The 17,532-nt window shown below is 67.8% G+C and carries 14 protein-coding genes; 3 read left to right on the top strand and 11 right to left on the bottom strand.

The features are described from left to right. Nucleotides 1-72 precede the first annotated feature (72 nt). The 7 genes from WJ16_RS16650 to WJ16_RS16620 all read right to left on the bottom strand — a co-directional run bounded on the left by WJ16_RS16650 (nt 73) and on the right by WJ16_RS16620 (nt 9,791). Nucleotides 73-1,146, bottom strand: coding sequence for a purine-nucleoside phosphorylase (locus WJ16_RS16650; RefSeq protein ID WP_418219860.1), 1,074 nt, complete (start codon nt 1,144-1,146; stop codon nt 73-75). An 18-nt stretch (nt 1,147-1,164) separates the two neighbouring features. Next, nucleotides 1,165-2,124, bottom strand: a complete 960-nt coding sequence (locus WJ16_RS16645) for a nucleoside-specific channel-forming protein Tsx (RefSeq protein ID WP_269466017.1) — start codon at nt 2,122-2,124, stop codon at nt 1,165-1,167. A gap of 410 nt (nt 2,125-2,534) precedes the next feature. Next, the gene (hydA, locus tag WJ16_RS16640; protein WP_069258192.1) at nt 2,535-3,992 is read right to left on the bottom strand and encodes a dihydropyrimidinase; all 1,458 of its coding nucleotides are present in this window, start codon (nt 3,990-3,992) and stop codon (nt 2,535-2,537) included. Between the two features lie 61 nt (nt 3,993-4,053). Then, nucleotides 4,054-5,562, bottom strand: a complete 1,509-nt coding sequence (locus WJ16_RS16635) for an NCS1 family nucleobase:cation symporter-1 (protein ID WP_069258754.1) — start codon at nt 5,560-5,562, stop codon at nt 4,054-4,056. A 102-nt stretch (nt 5,563-5,664) separates the two neighbouring features. Beyond that, the gene (gene preA, locus WJ16_RS16630) at nt 5,665-6,981 is read right to left on the bottom strand and encodes an NAD-dependent dihydropyrimidine dehydrogenase subunit PreA (protein WP_069258191.1); all 1,317 of its coding nucleotides are present in this window, start codon (nt 6,979-6,981) and stop codon (nt 5,665-5,667) included. A 64-nt stretch (nt 6,982-7,045) separates the two neighbouring features. Continuing rightward, nucleotides 7,046-8,383, bottom strand: a complete 1,338-nt coding sequence (locus tag WJ16_RS16625; protein ID WP_069258190.1) for an NAD(P)-dependent oxidoreductase — start codon at nt 8,381-8,383, stop codon at nt 7,046-7,048. Between the two features lie 127 nt (nt 8,384-8,510). Beyond that, entirely contained in the window at nt 8,511-9,791 is a 1,281-nt protein-coding gene (locus WJ16_RS16620; RefSeq protein ID WP_069258189.1) for a Zn-dependent hydrolase, read from the bottom strand. A gap of 356 nt (nt 9,792-10,147) precedes the next feature. Between WJ16_RS16620 and WJ16_RS16615 the strand changes: the two genes are divergently transcribed. After that, a complete protein-coding gene (locus tag WJ16_RS16615; RefSeq protein ID WP_069258188.1) occupies nt 10,148-10,840 on the top strand; it encodes a TetR/AcrR family transcriptional regulator in 693 nt (230 codons plus the stop codon). Between the two features lie 108 nt (nt 10,841-10,948). On the opposite strand, the gene WJ16_RS16610 is transcribed toward WJ16_RS16615, so the two are convergent. From WJ16_RS16610 to WJ16_RS16600, 3 genes are read right to left on the bottom strand one after another with little or no spacing between them, the layout of a single operon-like run. Continuing rightward, a complete protein-coding gene (locus WJ16_RS16610) occupies nt 10,949-12,139 on the bottom strand; it encodes an acetyl-CoA C-acetyltransferase (RefSeq protein WP_069258187.1) in 1,191 nt (396 codons plus the stop codon). 18 nt (nt 12,140-12,157) lie between these two features. Beyond that, the gene (locus WJ16_RS16605) at nt 12,158-12,925 is read right to left on the bottom strand and encodes a 3-hydroxyacyl-CoA dehydrogenase (protein ID WP_069258186.1); all 768 of its coding nucleotides are present in this window, start codon (nt 12,923-12,925) and stop codon (nt 12,158-12,160) included. 22 nt (nt 12,926-12,947) lie between these two features. Then, a complete protein-coding gene (locus WJ16_RS16600) occupies nt 12,948-14,615 on the bottom strand; it encodes an acyl-CoA synthetase (RefSeq protein ID WP_069258753.1) in 1,668 nt (555 codons plus the stop codon). 145 nt (nt 14,616-14,760) lie between these two features. Here WJ16_RS16600 and WJ16_RS16595 point away from each other — a divergent pair, with 145 nt between their 5' ends. Together WJ16_RS16595 and WJ16_RS34850 are read left to right on the top strand one after the other, a co-directional pair. Next, nucleotides 14,761-15,780: an AraC family transcriptional regulator gene (locus WJ16_RS16595; protein ID WP_069258185.1), complete on the top strand. Its 1,020-nt coding sequence runs from the start codon at nt 14,761-14,763 to the stop codon at nt 15,778-15,780. 118 nt (nt 15,781-15,898) lie between these two features. Beyond that, nucleotides 15,899-16,069, top strand: coding sequence for a hypothetical protein (locus WJ16_RS34850; RefSeq protein ID WP_157126787.1), 171 nt, complete (start codon nt 15,899-15,901; stop codon nt 16,067-16,069). Nucleotides 16,070-16,081: 12 nt separating this feature from the next. Here the strand turns inward: WJ16_RS34850 and WJ16_RS16590 are convergent, their stop codons facing one another. Next, nucleotides 16,082-17,491 (bottom strand): purine-cytosine permease family protein, encoded by a 1,410-nt coding sequence (locus WJ16_RS16590; RefSeq protein WP_069258184.1) that lies wholly within the window; start codon nt 17,489-17,491, stop codon nt 16,082-16,084. Between the last annotated feature and the right edge of the window lie 41 nt (nt 17,492-17,532).

The following is a 17,532-nucleotide window of genomic DNA, read 5'->3' as shown; positions in this document are numbered from 1 at the left end:
CTCCTTTCTCTCGATGTTATTGAAATGCCGGAGCGCGCCCGATGCGCGCCCGTGTCCTGCCGACGACGGCCGTCACTCGGCCGGTACGCCGTCCTTCCAGCGAGCCCAGTCCTTCACGATCGCGTTCACGAGCGGCGAACCGGCGAGGTACAGATTGTCGAGCGCCGGTACGAACCCGCCCTGGCTCTGGTAATCGAGCAGGTTGTCGACGTCCGAGCCGCCCGGCGGCGGCCGGTCGAAGTCCGAGCCCGAGCGCAGCACGGCCACGCGCTGCGTATCGGCCAGCCCTGCCGCGGCCGCCCGCTTGATCACTTCGAACGTCGCATTGTCTTCCTGCTGCGTCGTGCAGTACACCCCCTTGCCGTCGGTCAGCAGGCGCGTCCATTCCCGGGCCCGCTCGCCGAGCTTCGTGCCCGAGAACCACGTGTCGCCCGCGAGCGTATCGCACTGGATCACGGTCGGCGGCCGGTTCGCGGGCGCATCCGGATACTTCGCGCGATACGCGGCCGCCTCCTTGCTGTCGTGCAACGTCACGTCGCGCGACAGCGCGACGGCTTTGTCGACGAGTGCCTCATTCAACCGGAACACCTCGGTGCGGTAATCGAGCGGCGGCTTCTCGTCCCCGTTCTTCGTGTTGATGCCGAGATAGCCCGACTTCCAGCCGGCCGGAATCTCGCGCGCATCCAGCTCCCACTGGATCCCGAAGTCGACCAGGTAGCGCGCCCACGCGGCCGAGCCGAGCGTGCCCTGCGCCGGATCGATGCCGGCGATGCCGGTCACGACGAAGTAGGTCTTGCGCAGGTCGAACCGGCGCGAATAGACCAGCGCCGCCATCGACGCGGCCGCGTTCGCGTGGCCCATGCCGGTCGTCAGCACGCAAACGTCGTTGCGCGTGCAACTGACGGCCGGGTAGTCGGGCGACAGCCCCGGCACCGCGATCTTCCGCACCGGGCCGATCCGGTCAAGCCACGCTTTGCCTTCCGGCCCGAACATCGTGACGATCAGCACCTTGATCGCGCGCGGCCGCTGCGCGCGTTCGCCGGCCGCGTGCGCGCCGCCCGTGATCGTCGCGGCCAGCGCGACGATGGCCGCCCACTTCGCTACTTTCCCCTTCCACATTGCTTGCCTCGTTCGTGTGAGTTTCATGATCGCGTCTCGAGCCCGTCAGAACTGATAGCCGACGCTCGCGTAATAGCCCCAGCCGGTCGACCGGTTCTGGAACGGCCCGTCGCCGAAGTTCAGCTCGGTGCCGCCCCACTGGCCGCCGTTGTGGAAATAGCGGGCCGCGGTCCAGAAGCGCCAGTGCTTGAATGAATAGATCAGCACGTTGGTCGACACGAACGCGGTATCGGTGCGCGCATTGCCGCCCGTCTCCTCGCGCAGTTTCGAACCGAAGTCGTAGTTGAAGAACCCGACGTAGGTCAGGTTGCCGCCGTGAAACGTGCCGATCGAGTAGATGTATTTCATCTGCGCGCGATAGCCGTCCCACGTGTTCTGGTTGGCCGCGCCGTAGTTCTCCCATTGCCGGCGCAGGTACAGGTTCGCGGACAGCATCAGCTTCGTATGCGTATCGATGTCGGTGCCGAGGCCCGCATACAGCGTGTTCTGCCGCCCGGCCGTGTTGTGCCCGTGGTCGTAGATCCAGTCGAACGCGACATACCATTCCTTGAACGGCCCGAATCCGAGATGCCGGCCGACGAGATCGTCGATCGACACGCGCGGCTCCTGTTCGCTGAACAGCGGCGAGCCCTTGTTCGTATAGCCCGAGTCGTAGCCGTTGCCGACGCCGATCGCGCGCGGCAGGTCGACATAGCCGTACAGATCGAACGGTCCCTTGCGGCCGAAGTATTCGTATTCGAGGTACACGTCGTTGGTCGTGTGCGGCCCAAAGCGGATGTCCTTCGACCCGATCACGCCGAGGCTCTGGTGAAACCAACTCGACAGATACGGCGACGGTGCGGGTGCCGGCGGCGCGTTCGGCGTGACCGTGCCGCTCTCGGCAAGCTGCGTCGCACCTGCCTGCGCGACGGTGCCCGCCTCCTGCGCGATGGCGGCCGCCGGCATGCCCACCGACAGCACAAGCAGCGTGGCGCCCATGCGCACCGCCGCATCCATCTTTTTCATCGTACTCCTTGACAATTTGCTTAGTTCTTCCATATGCATGCTTTTGACCCCGCCTTCCGATCGTTGCTCTTGTCGATATCCCGATGCCGCGCGTCGGGCCCGGATCTCCGCGGTCGGCCGCTGCCCCAGATTCGGGCGCGCCGCCTGCTTCAAGTGCGCGTGCGCTCCGAACTTGACCGGTCAGTCAGCATTCGGACCGTTTCACGGATAAACCCGAGGGGATAAAGCACGAGCCGTGCCATATATTGACCGGACGGACAGGATGCGAGGAAGATGCGCAAGCGGGGAACGACCGCCACCTGCGGGGCAAGCCGTCCCGCGCCGGCCGGCCGCCGCCGTGAACGCAACGGGATGTCCGAACGCGCGCCGGGCGCGGCGTGCGAACGAACACGCCCCGTGACACGTTCCGTTCAGCCGGCGCGCTCGACCGGATGCGGTTCGCGCAGCCGGTTCGCGATCCGCGCGGCCTCGTAGTAGCTGGCCGCCGGCGGCCGCTTCAGGTAGCGGCCCGCGCCGCGCACCGCGCGCAATTCGCCGTCGGCCCACGCGAGGGCGCCGCGCGTGAGCGTATGCGTCGCAACGCCCTGCACCGTCATCCCTTCGAACACGTTGAAATCGACCTGCTGGTGATGGGTCTTCACCGAGATCGTCTTCGTCGCGGCCGGGTCCCATACGACGAGGTCGGCATCGGCGCCCACCTGCACGGCGCCCTTGCGCGGATACAGGTTGAAGATCTGCGCGGCGTTCGTCGATGTGATCCGCACGAACTCGTTCGGCGTGATGCGGCCGTGATTCACGCCGTGATGCCACAGCACCGACATGCGGTCCTCGACCCCGCCGCAGCCGTTCGGGATCTTCGTGAAATCGTCGCGGCCCATCGCCTTCTGCGATGCGCAGAACACGCAGTGGTCGGTCGCCGTCGTATGCAGCTGCCCCGCCTGCAGCCCGCGCCACAGCGCCTCGCGATGCTCGGCCGAGCGAAACGGCGGGCTCATCACGTGCGCGGCCGCACGCGTCCAGTCCGGGTCGCGATAGACGGCCTCGTCGATCACCAGGTGGCCCGGCAGCACTTCGCCGAACACGCGCAGCCCTTCGCTGCGCGCGCGTGCGATCGCATCGACCGCATCCTTCGCGGACACGTGCACGATATACACGGGCACGCCGAGCACCTGCGCGATGCGGATCGCGCGGTTCGCGGCCTCGCCTTCGACCTCCGGCGGCCGCGACAGCGGATGCGCCTCCGGCCCCGTCATCCCGCGCGCGAGCAGCGCCTTCTGCAACTGGAACACGAGTTCGCCGTTCTCCGCGTGCACGGTCGGCAGCGCGCCGAGTTCGAGCGCACGCGAGAAGCTGTTCACGAGCACCTCGTCGTCGGCCATGATCGCGTTCTTGTACGCCATGAAGTGCTTGAAGCTCGACACGCCGTGCTCGCGCACGAGCGTGCCCATGTCGCGATGCACGCTCTCGTCCCACCACGTGACGGCCACGTGGAAGCCGTAGTCGGCCGCCGCCTTCTCGGCCCAGCCGCGCCATGCGTGGAACGCGTCCATCAGCGGCTGCTTCGGGCTCGGGATCACGAAATCGATGATGCTCGTCGTGCCGCCCGCGAGCCCGGCAGCGGTACCCGAGTAGAAATCGTCGCTCGCGGTCGTGCCCATGAACGGCAGTTCCATGTGCGTATGCGGATCGATGCCGCCCGGCATCACGTACTGGTCGTGCGCGTCGACGACGCTCGCGCCGGCCGGTGCGTCGATCCTTTCGGCGATCTGCAGGATCGTGCCGCCGTCCTCCGGCGCTGCGCAGAGCACGTCCGCGCGATAGGAGCGGTCCGCATCGACCACGGTGCCGCCGCGAATCAGGATTGCCATTTCGTTGCCTCCTCGTTGACTGTCGGGTGCCGCATCGCCTGCCTCGCACGCGTGCGGCGCGTCATGCGTTCGCGATCTGCGCGCGCGGGCCGGCGCGCCACTTCATCCAGGTGCCGTACACGCACGACGCCAGCACGAGGCCGACGAACCATGCGTACGTGTAGAGCGTGTTGAAGAACGCCGGCACGTTCGGAAACGACGCCGGAAAGGCCGTGTGCAGGAAACCGGGCAGGTTCGGCAGCACGCCGATCGCGAGCGCGGCCAGCGCGGCCGGGTTCCAGCCGCGCGCATAACTGAAGCCACCGCGCTCGTCGAACAGCGCGCGCGAGTCGAGCCGCGTGCCGCGAATCAGGAAGTAGTCGACCATCATGATGCCCGCCACGGGCCCGAGCAGCGCCGAATAGCCGACGAGCCAGGTGAAGATGTAGCCGTCCGTCGTCGCGAGGATCTTCCACGGCATCATCACGATCGCGATCGTCGCGGTGATCATCCCGCCCGTGCGGTACGAGATCGCCTTCGGCCACAGGCTCGAGAAGTCGTAGGCCGGGCCGACGAGGTTCGCGGCGAGGTTGCAGCACATCGTGTCGAGCGTGAGGATCACGAGCGCGATGCCCACGCCGATGCCGGTCATCCGGCTCGTCAGGTCGATCGGATCCCAGATCGCGTTGCCGTAGATCACGACGGTCGCCGACGTGACGACGACCGACACCACCGACAGCAGCGCCATCGGCAGCGGCAACCCGATCGACTGGCCGATGATCTGGTCGCGCTGCGAATGCGCGAAGCGCGTGAAGTCGGGAATGTTCAGCGCGAGCGTCGCCCAGAACCCGACCATCGCGGTCAGGCCCGGCCAGAAGGTCGCCCAGAAGAGCCCCGCCTTCTTGCCGCCCGCCGCGAACTGCGACGGCGCCGACAGCATCGTGCCGAAGCCGCCCGCCTTCGACGTCGCCCACCACACGAGCGCCACGCACATCACGACCTTGATCGGCGCGGACCAGCTCTCGAGCCAGCGGATCGAATCGGTGCCGTGCCAGATGAAGTAGAGCTGCAGCGCCCAGAACACGAGGAAGCACGCAAGCTGCCCGACCCCGATGCCGACGACCGGCAGCGCGGCGCCGTGCAGCGCGTTGCCGGTCAGGATGTTCAGCAGCGTGTAGATCGCGCTGCCGCCGAGCCAGGTCTGGATTCCGTACCAGCCGCATGCGACGATCGCGCGCAGCAGCGCCGGCAGCTTTGCGCCCTGCGTGCCGAACGACGCGCGCACGAGCACCGCGTACGGAATCCCGTGCTTCGCGCCCGCATGGCCGATCAGCAGCATCGGCACCAGCACGATCACGTTGCCGAGCAGCACGGTCGTCACGGCCTGCCACGGCGACATGCCTTCCTGGATCAGCCCGGCCGCGAGCATGTACGACGCGATGTTCATCACCATCCCGACCCACAGCGCCGCGAAGTGATACCACTTCCACGTGCGCTGCGCCGGCGTCGTCGGCGCGAGGTCGTCGTTGTACAGGCTGCCGCCCTGCGCCGCGGCGCTATCGGGATCGGCGGGATTCGCTGCGTGATTCATCGAGCGCACTCCACGAAAAACACCGGCGCCGGCATCGTGCGATGCCGGCCCGGGTGGAACGAAAGGCGGCGGCGCGGGAGGCCCCGCGCCGCCGGACGCCGGTCAGGCAGCCTGCTTCGCATGCTTGTCGGGCGCCGCCGCACCGGCACCGGCCGCCGCGTCCGCGCTCGCCGGATTGTTCGGATGCGTAGTCCAGTTCGCGTAGTCGCCCGAATCGACACGCTCCATCGTGATGCACTGCTCGACCGGACATACATGCATGCAAAGATTGCACCCGACGCATTCGGAATCGACCACCTCGAAATGCCGCACGCCGTCCTTCGTCGCCGTGATCGCCTGGTGCGACGTGTCCTCGCATGCAATATGGCACAGCCCGCACTGGATGCAGCGATCCTGGTCGATGCGCGCCTTGATGTCGTACTTCAGGTTCAGGTATTTCCAGTCGGTCACGTTCGGCACCGCGCGGCCGCGGATGTCGTCGAGCGTCGCGTAGCCCTTCTCGTCCATCCAGTTCGACAGCCCGTCGGCCAGATCCGACACGATCCGGAATCCGTAATGCATCGCCGCGGTGCACACCTGCACGCTGCCGGCACCGAGCACCATGAACTCGGCCGCATCGCGCCACGACGAGATGCCGCCGATACCCGAGATCGGCAGGTTCGGCGTTTCCGGGTCGCGCGCGATCTCCGCGACCATGTTCAATGCGATCGGCTTGACCGCCGGGCCGCAATAGCCGCCATGCGTGCCCTTGCCGTCGACCGTCGGCATCGGCGCCATCTGGTCGAGATCGACCGCGACGATCGAGTTGATCGTGTTGATCAGCGACACGCCGTCCGCGCCGCCCTTGTACGCGGCGCGCGAGCCCATCCGGATGTCGCTGATGTTCGGCGTGAGCTTCACGAGGCACGGCAGCTTCGTGCCTTCCTTCACCCAGCGCGTGACCATCTCGACGTATTCGGGCACCTGCCCGACCGCCGCGCCCATCCCGCGCTCGCTCATCCCGTGCGGGCAGCCGAAGTTCAGCTCGACCGCGTCGGCGCCCGTATCCTCGACGAGCGGCAGGATCCATTTCCAGTCGCGCTCGTTGCACGGCACCATCAGCGACACGATCAGCGCGCGGTCCGGCCAGTCGCGCTTCACCTGCGCGATCTCCTTCAGGTTCACGTCGAGCGGACGGTCGGTGATCAGCTCGATGTTGTTCAGCCCCGCGATGCGCTGGCCGTTCCACTGCACGGCGCCGTAGCGCGAGCTGACGTTGACGACGTGCGGATCGAGCCCGAGCGTCTTCCACACGACCCCGCCCCAGCCCGCCTCGAACGCACGGTTCACGTTGTAGGCCTTGTCGGTCGGCGGCGCGGATGCGAGCCAGAAGGGGTTCGGCGAAGTGATGCCCGCGATGGTGCAGCGAAGGTCGGCCATGTTCGGCTCCGTGAGAGTGGGATCGTGTTCGGTGGGTTCGTGACGCGTGACGCGCGCTGCGCCGTCACGCGGCCTTCGCGTCGCGCTGCGCGAGCGCGGCGTCGATCGACGCGGCCGCGCGCTTGCCGTCCTGCACGGCCTGCACCGTGAGGTCGATGCCGCCGGTCGCCGCGCAGTCGCCGCCGGCCCACACGTCGGGCCACGCGGTACGCCCGTCCGCGTCGACCGCGATGTGCGCGCCATCCGCCGTCAGCAGCGCGGCGTCGACCCCGTCCGGCGTCAGCGTCTGGCCGATCGCCTTCAGCACCATGTCCGCATCGACGGTGAAGCGCTCGCCCGAAGCCGACTCGAACTCGACACCCGTCACCTGCCCGCTTTCACCCGCGATGCGCACCGGCTTCGCGTGCGTGACGAGCGTGACGCCGCTCTTCTGCGCGAACTCGCGCTCGGCCCACGTCGCGCTCATCGCGTCCACGCCGCGCCGGTACACTATCGTCACGCGTTCTGCGCCGAGCTTGCGGCTCTGCACGGCTGCATCGATGGCCGTATTGCCGCCGCCGATCACGACCACGCGCCGCCCGACCGGCACGTTCTGCAGCGCGTCTGCCTGCCGCACCTGCGCGATGAAGTCGACCGCGTTCATCACGCCGGCCAGTTGCTCGCCGTCGATCCCAAGCGCACGCACACCGCCGAGGCCCATCGCGAGAAACACCGCGTCGTGCTGCTCGCGCAGCGCATCGAGCGCGATGTCGCGACCCAGCGCGACGCCGGTCTTCAGCGTGATGCCGCCGACCGACAGCAGCCACTCGACTTCACGCTGCGCGAACGCGTCGACGGTCTTGTACGCGGCGATCCCGTATTCGTTGAGACCGCCGGCCTTCGGGCGCGCGTCGAACAGCGTCACGCGGTGCCCGGCGAGCGCGAGCCGGTGCGCACACGCGAGCCCGGCCGGCCCCGCGCCCACCACCGCGACGTGGCGGCCCGTGTCGGGCGCGCGCGTGAAGCGCACCGCGCCGGTCTCCATCGCCCAGTCGGTCGCATGCCGCTGCAGCGCGCCGATCGCCACCGGCTGCGCATCCTGATGATTGCGCACGCACGCGCCTTCGCACAGGATCTCGGTCGGACACACGCGGGCGCACATCCCACCGAGCGGATTCGCCGACAGGATGTCGGTCGCGGCGCCCTTCAGGTTGCCGTTGCCGATCTTGCGGATGAAGCTCGGGATGTCGATCTGCGTGGGGCACGCGTGCACGCACGGCGCGTCGTAGCAGTAGTGACAGCGGCTGGCGGCCGCCGCCGCGGCAGTCGGATCGAGCAGCGGCGCGATATCGGAAAATTCGCACGAGAGTTGCGTGGACGACAGGCGATGCGCGGCGATATCGCCGGTAGGCTTGGTGGTCATACGCGTTCCTTCGACTGGGTGGAGACAAAGCCGTCCCCGCCGGCCGCGAATGCACGGTCGGGGCGGTTTTTCTTAGGAATGCTACGGTCAGGCGATGCGCAGCCCGCCGGCTGCTACGATCTTTGCGTCATGAAACCGGTTCGCATGCGCGCGACAGCATCGCGTGCAGCAGCACGTTCGCGCCGGCCTCGATCCATGCGGGCGTCGCGTCCTCGATCTCGTTGTGGCTGATGCCGTCGATACACGGCACGAACACCATCGATGTCGGCGCGACCTGCGCGAGATAGCACGCGTCGTGGCCCGCGCCCGATACGATGTCGCGGTGCGAGTAGCCGAAGCGATCGGCCGCGCCGCGCACGGCTTCCACGCAGGCGGGATCGAACGCCACCGGCTTGTAGTAGAAAATCTGCTCGAGTTCCGTTTCGAGCCCGATCTCGCCCGCGATGCGCGCAACGCCGTCGCGCAGCGCGGCGTCCATCTTCGCGAGCACGGCGTCGTCCGGGTGACGGAAATCGACGGTGAAGAACACGCGGCCGGGAATCACGTTGCGCGAGTTCGGATGGACCTGCATCATGCCGACCGTCGCGCAGCCGAACGGCGCGTGATCGAGGCCGATCCGGTTGACGAGATCGACCACGCGCGACGCCCCGAGCAGCGCATCGCGGCGGCGCGGCATCGGCGTCGGCCCCGCGTGCGCTTCCTGCCCGGTGAGGGTGATCTCGTACCAGCGCTGCCCCTGCGCGTCGGTCACCACGCCGATCGTCGTGCACTCGGCTTCCAGAATCGGCCCCTGCTCGATATGCAGTTCGAACGCCGCATGCAGCTTGCGGCCGCCGCACGGCACGTCGCCCGCATAGCCGATGCGCTTGAGTTCGTCGCCGATCGTCTTGCCGTCCACATCCTTGCGCGACAGCCCGTACTCGAGCGTGAACACGCCCGCGAACACGCCGGAGGCGACCATCGCGGGCGCGAAGCGCGAGCCTTCCTCGTTGGTCCAGATCACCACCTCGACCGGATGCTCGGTCTCGATGCCGTGATCGTTGAGACTGCGAATCACCTCGAGGCCGCCGAGCACGCCGTAGATGCCGTCGAAGCGCCCGCCCGTCGGCTGCGAATCCGCGTGCGAGCCCGTGACGACCGGCGCCGCGTCGGCCACGCGGCCCGCGCGGCGCATGAACACGTTGCCCATCGTATCGACCGTCACCGTGCAGCCGGCGGCCTTCGCCCAGCCGACGATCAGGTCGCGGCCGGCCTTGTCGAGATCGGTCAGCGCGAGGCGACACACGCCGCCCTTCGGTGTCGCGCCGATCTTCGCGACTTCCATCAGGCTGTCCCACAACCGCTTGCCGTCGACCTTGATCGACGTGTCGAAAGCTGCCCGCTTCACTGTTTCCGATACCGCGTTCATTCGTATCGCTCCTGTGGGGTCGGTGATGTCGTCGGCCCGGTCCGTGCCGGTGCGTGTGCTGCCCGTTTCGGGGCAACGCCGCCCCGGCGCGGTGCATGCCCTGAAGACTCGCGAGGTTCGTCCGACGAATCGTGCCGAAAGGTTTCCGCCGCTCGTCGAATCCTGTCCGATTGGACAGGTTTTAGACGATCAAAATGACCAAAGCAATCTCTTTCTTGCGTGAACGAATGGAGCGAGAAACGTGCCACCGCAACGCAGCATCGCAATACCTGTGTGAAATCCGCACGCGTGCGTTCGATGCGGATCAGCGGCTAGAATGAAGCCCAACGCGGCACGACCGCCGCGCGAGGGCAACGATGAGACATGACGAGGCGGCGACCGAAGCCACCGACAGCGACGAAACGTCCGCGCCTTTGCGGCGACGCAAGGCGCACATCCGCGAGTCCAACGAAGCGCATCTGCTCGCCTGCGCGGAAGCCGTGTTCGCGGAACGCGGGCTCGACGGCGCGAGCACCGCGATGATCGCGGAGCGCGCCGGCCTGCCGAAAGCCAACCTGCATTACTACTTCCCGACAAAGCTGGCGTTGTATCGCCGCGTGCTCGACGACCTGTTCGAGGACTGGCATCGCGCGGCCGGTTCGTTCGAAGCCGACGACGATCCCGTCGTAGCGATCGGCGCGTACGTCCGCGCGAAGATGGCGCTGTCGCGGCGACGCCCGCTCGGCTCGAAGGTCTGGGCCAACGAGATCATCCACGGCGCGGAGCACATGCAGGACATCCTGTCGGAACGCGTGAAGCCGTGGTTCGATACGCGCGTGAAGGTGATCGAAGGCTGGATCGCGCGCGGGCTGCTCGCGCCGATCGACGCGCATGCGCTGATGTACCTGATCTGGGCAAGCACGCAGCACTATGCGGATTTCGATGCGCAGATCCGCGCGCTGAGCGGCAAGCGCGCGCTCACGCAGAAGGCGTTCGACGAGAAGACCGAGCAGGTCGTGCAGCTCGTGATTCGTGCGTGTGGAGCGGTGTCGCCGCGCGCGCACGACTAGCGCGACAACGCGGTCCGGCAAAAAGGAAACGGGCACCGCACAGGGGTTTCCCGTGCGATACCCGTTGCATGCGTCGCATCACGCGGATTGCGTGTTGCGTGTTGCGTGTTACGCGATGCGCTCGATCGCGATCGCCGTCGCTTCGCCGCCGCCGATGCACAGCGATGCGATGCCGCGCTTCATGCCGTACGTTTCGAGCGCGGCCAGCAGCGTCACCATCACGCGTGCGCCCGACGCGCCGATCGGATGGCCGAGCGCACATGCGCCGCCGTGCACGTTGACCTTCTCGTGCGGTAGGTCGAGATCGCGCATCGCGGCCATCGGCACCACCGCGAACGCTTCGTTGATCTCGAACAGGTCGACGTCGCGCAGGTTCCAGCCGGTTTTCTCCGACAGCTTGCGCAGCGCGCCGATCGGCGCGGTCGCGAACAGGCCCGGCTTGTCCGCGTAGGTCGAATGCCCGACGATCACCGCCTTCGGCGTGAGACCCAGGCGCTCGGCTTCCGAGCGGCGCATCATCACGAGCGCGGCCGCACCGTCCGAGATCGACGACGCATTCGCGGCCGTCACCGTGCCGCCGTCGCGGAACGCCGGCTTCAGCGTCGGGATCTTGTCGAGCTTCGCCTTGCCCGGCTGTTCGTCGATCGACACGACCGTTTCGGTCTTGCCGGCCTTCACGGTCACCGGCGCGATCTCCGACACGAAATGCCCTTCGGCGATCGCGCGTTGCGCGCGCGTCAGCGACGCGATCGCGAACGCATCCTGAGCCTCGCGCGTGAACTGGTACGCCTGCGCGCAATCCTCCGCGAACGTGCCCATCAGGCGGCCCTTCTCGTACGCGTCCTCGAGCCCGTCGAGGAACATGTGGTCGAGCACCTGCCCGTGGCCCATCCGCATTCCCGCACGCGCCTTCGGCAGCAGGTACGGCGCATTCGTCATGCTCTCCATCCCGCCCGCGACCGCCACGCCCGCCGAACCGGCCAGCAACAGGTCGTGCGCGAACATCGCGGCCTTCATCCCCGAGCCGCACATCTTGTTGACCGTGGTCGCGCCCGCCGCGAGCGGCAGCCCGGCCTTCAGCGCGGCCTGCCGCGCCGGCGCCTGGCCCTGGCCCGCCGGCAGCACGCAGCCGAACACGATTTCGTCGATGCGCTCGGCCGGCACGTTCGCGCGCTCGAGCGCCGCGCGAATCGCCACCGCGCCGAGGTCGCTCGCGCTGGCTGCCGCCAGGTCGCCCTGAAAACCGCCCATCGGCGTACGCGCCATACCAACGATTACGATCGGATCCTGAGTCGTCATGATTCGCTTCCTCCAGTGTCAGCGCGGTGCCATGCGCAACGCGCCATCGAGACGGATGACTTCGCCGTTCAGCATCGTGTTCCCGGCGATGTGGCGCACCAGCGCCGCAAATTCCTCCGGGCGGCCGAGCCGCGGCGGGAACGGCACGCTCTTGCCGAGCGCGTCCTGCACGTCCTGCGGCATGCCGGCCATCATCGGCGTCGCGAAGATGCCCGGCGCGATCGTCACCACGCGAATGCCGAAGCGCGCGAGTTCGCGCGCGATCGGCAGCGTCATGCCCACCACGCCGCTCTTCGACGCCGCATACGCGGCCTGTCCGATCTGCCCGTCGAACGCCGCGACCGACGCGGTGTTGACGATCACGCCGCGCTCGCCTTCCGCATCGGCGTCCTGCTTCGACATCGCTTCGGCGGCCAGCCGGATCATGTTGAACGTGCCGACCAGATTGATCGACACAGCGCGCGCGAAGCGCTCGAGCGAGTGCGGGCCCTCGCGGCCGACCACCTTCTCGCCCGGCGCGACGCCCGCGCAGTTGACGAGCGCGTCGATGCGGCCGAACGCGTCACGCGCGGCGGCGACGGCGGCCTGGCCGTCGGCTTCGCTCGTCACGTCGGTCTTCACGAAGCGCGCCGCCGCGCCAAGTGCGTGCGCAAGCCCCGCGCCCGCCTCTTCGTTGACGTCCAGCAGCACGGCCTTGCCGCCTTCCGCGACCACCATGCGCGCCACCGCGGCGCCGAGGCCCGAACCGGCGCCCGTGATCAGAAAAACGCGATCCTTGATATCCATTCGCAGTCCGTACAGGTTGTCTTCAGGGTTGAGCGGCCTTCTCGGCTTCCATCTTGCGCAACACGAAGCGCTGGATCTTGCCGCTCGGGGTTTTCGGTAGCGCGTCGACGAAGTCGATCGCGCGCGGATACGCGTGAGCGGACAGCCGCCGCTTCACGTGCAGGCTCAGTTCGTCGGCCAGCGCCGGTGTTCCGTCGTAATCTTTCGACAGCACGATGAACGCCTTGACGATCTCCGTGCGCTCGGGGTCCGGCACGCCGATGACCGCCGCCTCGCTCACGGCCGGATGCTCGATCAGCGCACTTTCCACGTCGAACGGGCCGATCCGGTAGCCGGACGACGTGATTACGTCGTCCGCGCGGCCGATGAAGCTCACGGCGCCGTCCGGCTCCAGCTCGACGTTGTCGCCGGTCCGGTAATAGCCGCCCGCGATCGCCGGCGTGTCCTGCTGCCAGTAGCCGTGGAACCACAGCAGCGGCGAACGGGCGATGTCGATCGCGAGATTGCCGGGCTCGCCGGGGCCGAGCTCGCGGCCCGCTTCGTCGAGCACCGCGACGCGGTAGCCGGGCATCGCGAAGCCGGCCGAACCGACGTGGACCGCATGCGCGAGGCCGTGGTGATTGTTCACGACCATCCCGAGTTCGGTCTGGCCATAGTGGTCGTGGATCGGCGCGCCGAGCGCCGCGTCGAACCAGCGCACGACTTCCGGATTCAGCGGTTCGCCCGCGCTGCTGACCACGCGCAGCTTGCCCTTCAGTCGCGCCGCCGCTTCCGTCCCGGCCGCCATCAGCATCCGGAAGGCGGTCGGCGAGCCCGCGAGGCTCGTGATGCCGAGCCGTTCGATCACGTCGTACGTACTGTCGACCGTGAAACCGCCTTCGTACAGCGTCGTCGCATGGCCGAGCACCAGCGGGCCCGTGATCGCGTAATAGAGACCGTACGCCCAGCCCGGGTCGGCGATGTTCCAGAACCGGTCGTCCGCACGCAGGTCCACCGCTTCCCGCATATAGGCGCTGAACGCGAGCAGCGCGCGCAGCGGCACCGGCACGCCCTTCGGCAAACCCGTCGTGCCCGACGTCGACATCATCATGAACAGGTCGGTCCCCTTGCGCAGCACCGGCTCGAACGAGTCGGGCTGCGCATCGAGCGCCGCGCGGAAATCGACGTCGCGTTCGTGAAGCGTCTCGTCCGGCTCGCGCACCGTCGCAACGGGCGGGCAATCGGCGACGTCGTCGAGCTTCGCGCGATTCGCGACGTTGGTCACGACCAGGCGCGCGTCGCTCATGCGCAGCCGGTGCTCGATCGCTTTCGGGCCGAACGCGGTAAACAACGGCTGATAGACGGCGCCGGCGCGCCACGTGCCGAGGATCGTCGCCACGAGTTCGGGCGTGCGCGGCAACAGGCCCGCCACCACGTCGCCCGGCTTGACGCCCTGCGCGACCAGCAGGTTCGCGACGCGCGCCGACAGCGCCTTCATCTGCGCGAACGTGTAGCTGCGGTGCTGCCCGCCGGCGTCGATCCAGTCGAGCGCGATCGCGTCCGCCGATGCGTGGCGGTCGCAGCACTCCACGCACGCGTTCAGGCCGCGCTCCAGGTCGCCGTGCAGTTGCCGTGCGGCGGTCTCGATACTGAATCGGGCCACGGCGTCGGCGTAGGCCGGCACCGCCCGGGCGGTAGCTCCATCAGGCATGCGTGTCTCCTGTGCGTTATGGCCGCCGGCGAGCCAGGGGCGCGACGGGGGATACATCGATAGTAGACAGCCCGCACATTGCAATCAATGACAAACAGAATCTAGAATCGTGATCGCTTTTGCCATGTCGGGAGGACGCAGGAAAATGGGGCCGCAGATGATTTCGCCGGATTTCGTCGACGACGCGCTCGCGTGCCTGCGCCGCCAACGCATCCCGACGGCGCCGGTGCTGCACGCCGCCGGCCTGCCGGCCGCCGTGCGCGAGCCTGTCACGCCGCAGCAGTACGGCCGGCTGTGGCTCGCGATCGCCGGCACCCTCGACGACGAATTCTTCGGGCTCGCCGCGCGCCCGATGCGGCGCGGCAGCTTCACGCTGCTGTGCCATGCGGTGCTGCACGCGGGCACGCTCGACAAGGCACTGCGGCGGGCACTGAAATTCCTGCGCGTGGTGCTGGACGAGCCGCACGGCGAGCTCGTCGTAGCCGACGGGCAGGCGCAGATCGTGCTGACGCAGACGGGCGCGCCCTACCCGGCGTTCGCGTACCGGACGTTCTGGCTGATCCTGCTTGGTGTCGCCTGCTGGCTGATCGGCCGGCGCATCCCGCTGCAGCGCATCGACTTCGCGTGCCCGAGCCCCGACCAGCGCAGCGACTATCACCAGTTCTTCGGCGTGCCCGTGCATTTCGACCGGCCCGACAGCCGGCTCGCGTTCAACGCCGCGTACCTCGCGCTGCCGACGATCCGCTCCGAGCAGGCGCTGAAGACCTTCCTGCGCGGCGCGCCCGGCAACCTGCTCGTCCGCTACCGGCACGATACGGGCTGGGTCGCGAAGACGCGCGCGCAACTGAAGACGCTGCCGGCCGCCGAGTGGCCCGACTTCGACACGCTGGCCGTGCGGCTCGGCACGACGCCCGCGACGCTGCGGCGGCGCTTGCGCAGCGAAGGGCAGAGCTTCGCGGCCATCAAGGACGAATTGCGCGGCGCGCTCGCGCAGTCGCTGCTGCGCGGGCACGCGCTCAGCGTCGCGGAAATCGCGACGGAGCTCGGCTTCACCGAGCCGAGCGCGTTTCATCGCGCGTTCCGGAAATGGACGGGGACGAGCCCCGGCGCATTCCGGAAGGACGTGCATGCGGCGGAGGGCGAGCCGGGCGGCGCGAGCGGATGACGCACCGGCACTCGCCGGGATACCGGTGATGCAGCAACGCCGTCACGCGTCGCTGATACGCTGCGATCTATCGACTGCCGTCGGCGATCCGTAGACGACGACAAACGCTGGACGAACGTTGACGGCGCGTGGCGTCGATGCGGCCGCGGCCGATCGCACCGCGAGCACGACGCTGCCGCACAAGCTCACGGCCGACGCGAAACAGGTTCGCGCCGGCACGCTCAGCCACGCCGTCGGCCTCGACGGACGCGAAGCCCACGCCGAACGCCTGCGGGCATTCGCGCCGTAACGTGACACGTACTCACCGGGAAACCCCGTCGACGCTCGCGGCGACATCGTGCAGCGGCCGCGAGAACAGCTTGCAGCCCGCGTAATAGACGAGCGACGTCAGCGAGAGACCGACGATCCACGACACGTCCGCGCCGCCGAGCCGGCTCGCCAGTTCGCCCGTATAGAGATCGGTCGCCATGAACGGCGCCTGCGCGACGATGCCGATGAAATACGAGCCGACCGCGATCGTATTGAAGCGCCCGTAGATGCCGCCGTCCTGCCGGAAGAACGAATCTACGTCGTACTCGCCGTGACACACGAGGTAATAGTCGACGAGGTTGATCGCGGTCCACGGCACGAGCACGTACAGCAGCAGCAGGATGAAGTTCGTGTAGCCGGCAAGGAAATCGTGCTGCCCGAACAGCGCGATCGCGAGCGCGATGCCGCACAGGACGATCGCGGTGATTGCCCGCGCACGCGCCTTGCCCGACCACGACGGAAAGAGCGTCTGCAGCACGGTGATCGCCGACAGCGCGCCGCAATACAGTTCCATCGCATTGCTGGCCGCGATGCCGAACGACAGCACGACGATCACGAGCACGCTGATGCCTTGCGTGAGGCCGGTGAGGCCGCTCACGACATTGCCGTCAGGCGTCGCGAGGCCCACCAGGCAGCCGAGCAGCATCGGGAAGAACGAGCCGAGCACACAGCCCCAGTAACTCGACCAGAACGCCGTGCGCGGCCCCGTATCGGGCGGCAGGTAGCGCGAATAGTCCGACACGTAAGGCGCATACGCGATCTGCCACAACGCGGCCACCGACATCGCGCCGAGGAAGCCCGACACATTCAGCGAATGCTTCGAGAACGTATCGGCGGGCAATCCGTGCACGAAAATGATCCACACGAATGCCAGCACGAGCACGCTGCCCGAGCACCAGCTCAGCAGTCGCGCATACGCGTGAATCAGCTTGTAGCCGTAGATCGAGCCGAGCAGGCTGATCAGGCCGATCACCACGACGCCCGCGTCGAGCGGAATGGCGGCGCTCAGGCTGTGCAGCGCCTGCCCGCCGAACACGCAGTTCGACGCGAAGAAGCCGACATACATCACGACCACCAGCGCCACCACGAGCAGCGCGCCGAACGACCCGAACTGCCCGCGGGTCTGAATCATCTGCGGTACGCCGAGTTGCGGCCCTTGCGCGGAATGCAGCGCCATGAAGACCGCGCCGATCAGGCTGCCGACGAGCGTGGCGAGTGCGGCCCACCAGAACGGCTGCTTGAACACCGTGGTCGCGAGCGATCCGGTGACGATCGTCAGCATCATGATGTTCGACCCGAACCAGATCGTGAACAGGTCTTTCGCGCTGCCATGCCGTTCGGTCAGCGGAATCGGCTGGATGGTGCTTTCCTCGAGATGAGCAATGGACTCGCCCTGACTCATTTCGTCTCCTTGTTTCTGTTGTGGTGTGCGAGGGTTCGGCA

Source organism: Burkholderia metallica, from assembly GCF_001718555.1.
GTDB lineage: Bacteria > Pseudomonadota > Gammaproteobacteria > Burkholderiales > Burkholderiaceae > Burkholderia > Burkholderia metallica.
The sequence above is the reverse complement of the archived record's forward strand: the minus strand, read 5'-3'. Positions and strand labels throughout refer to the sequence as shown.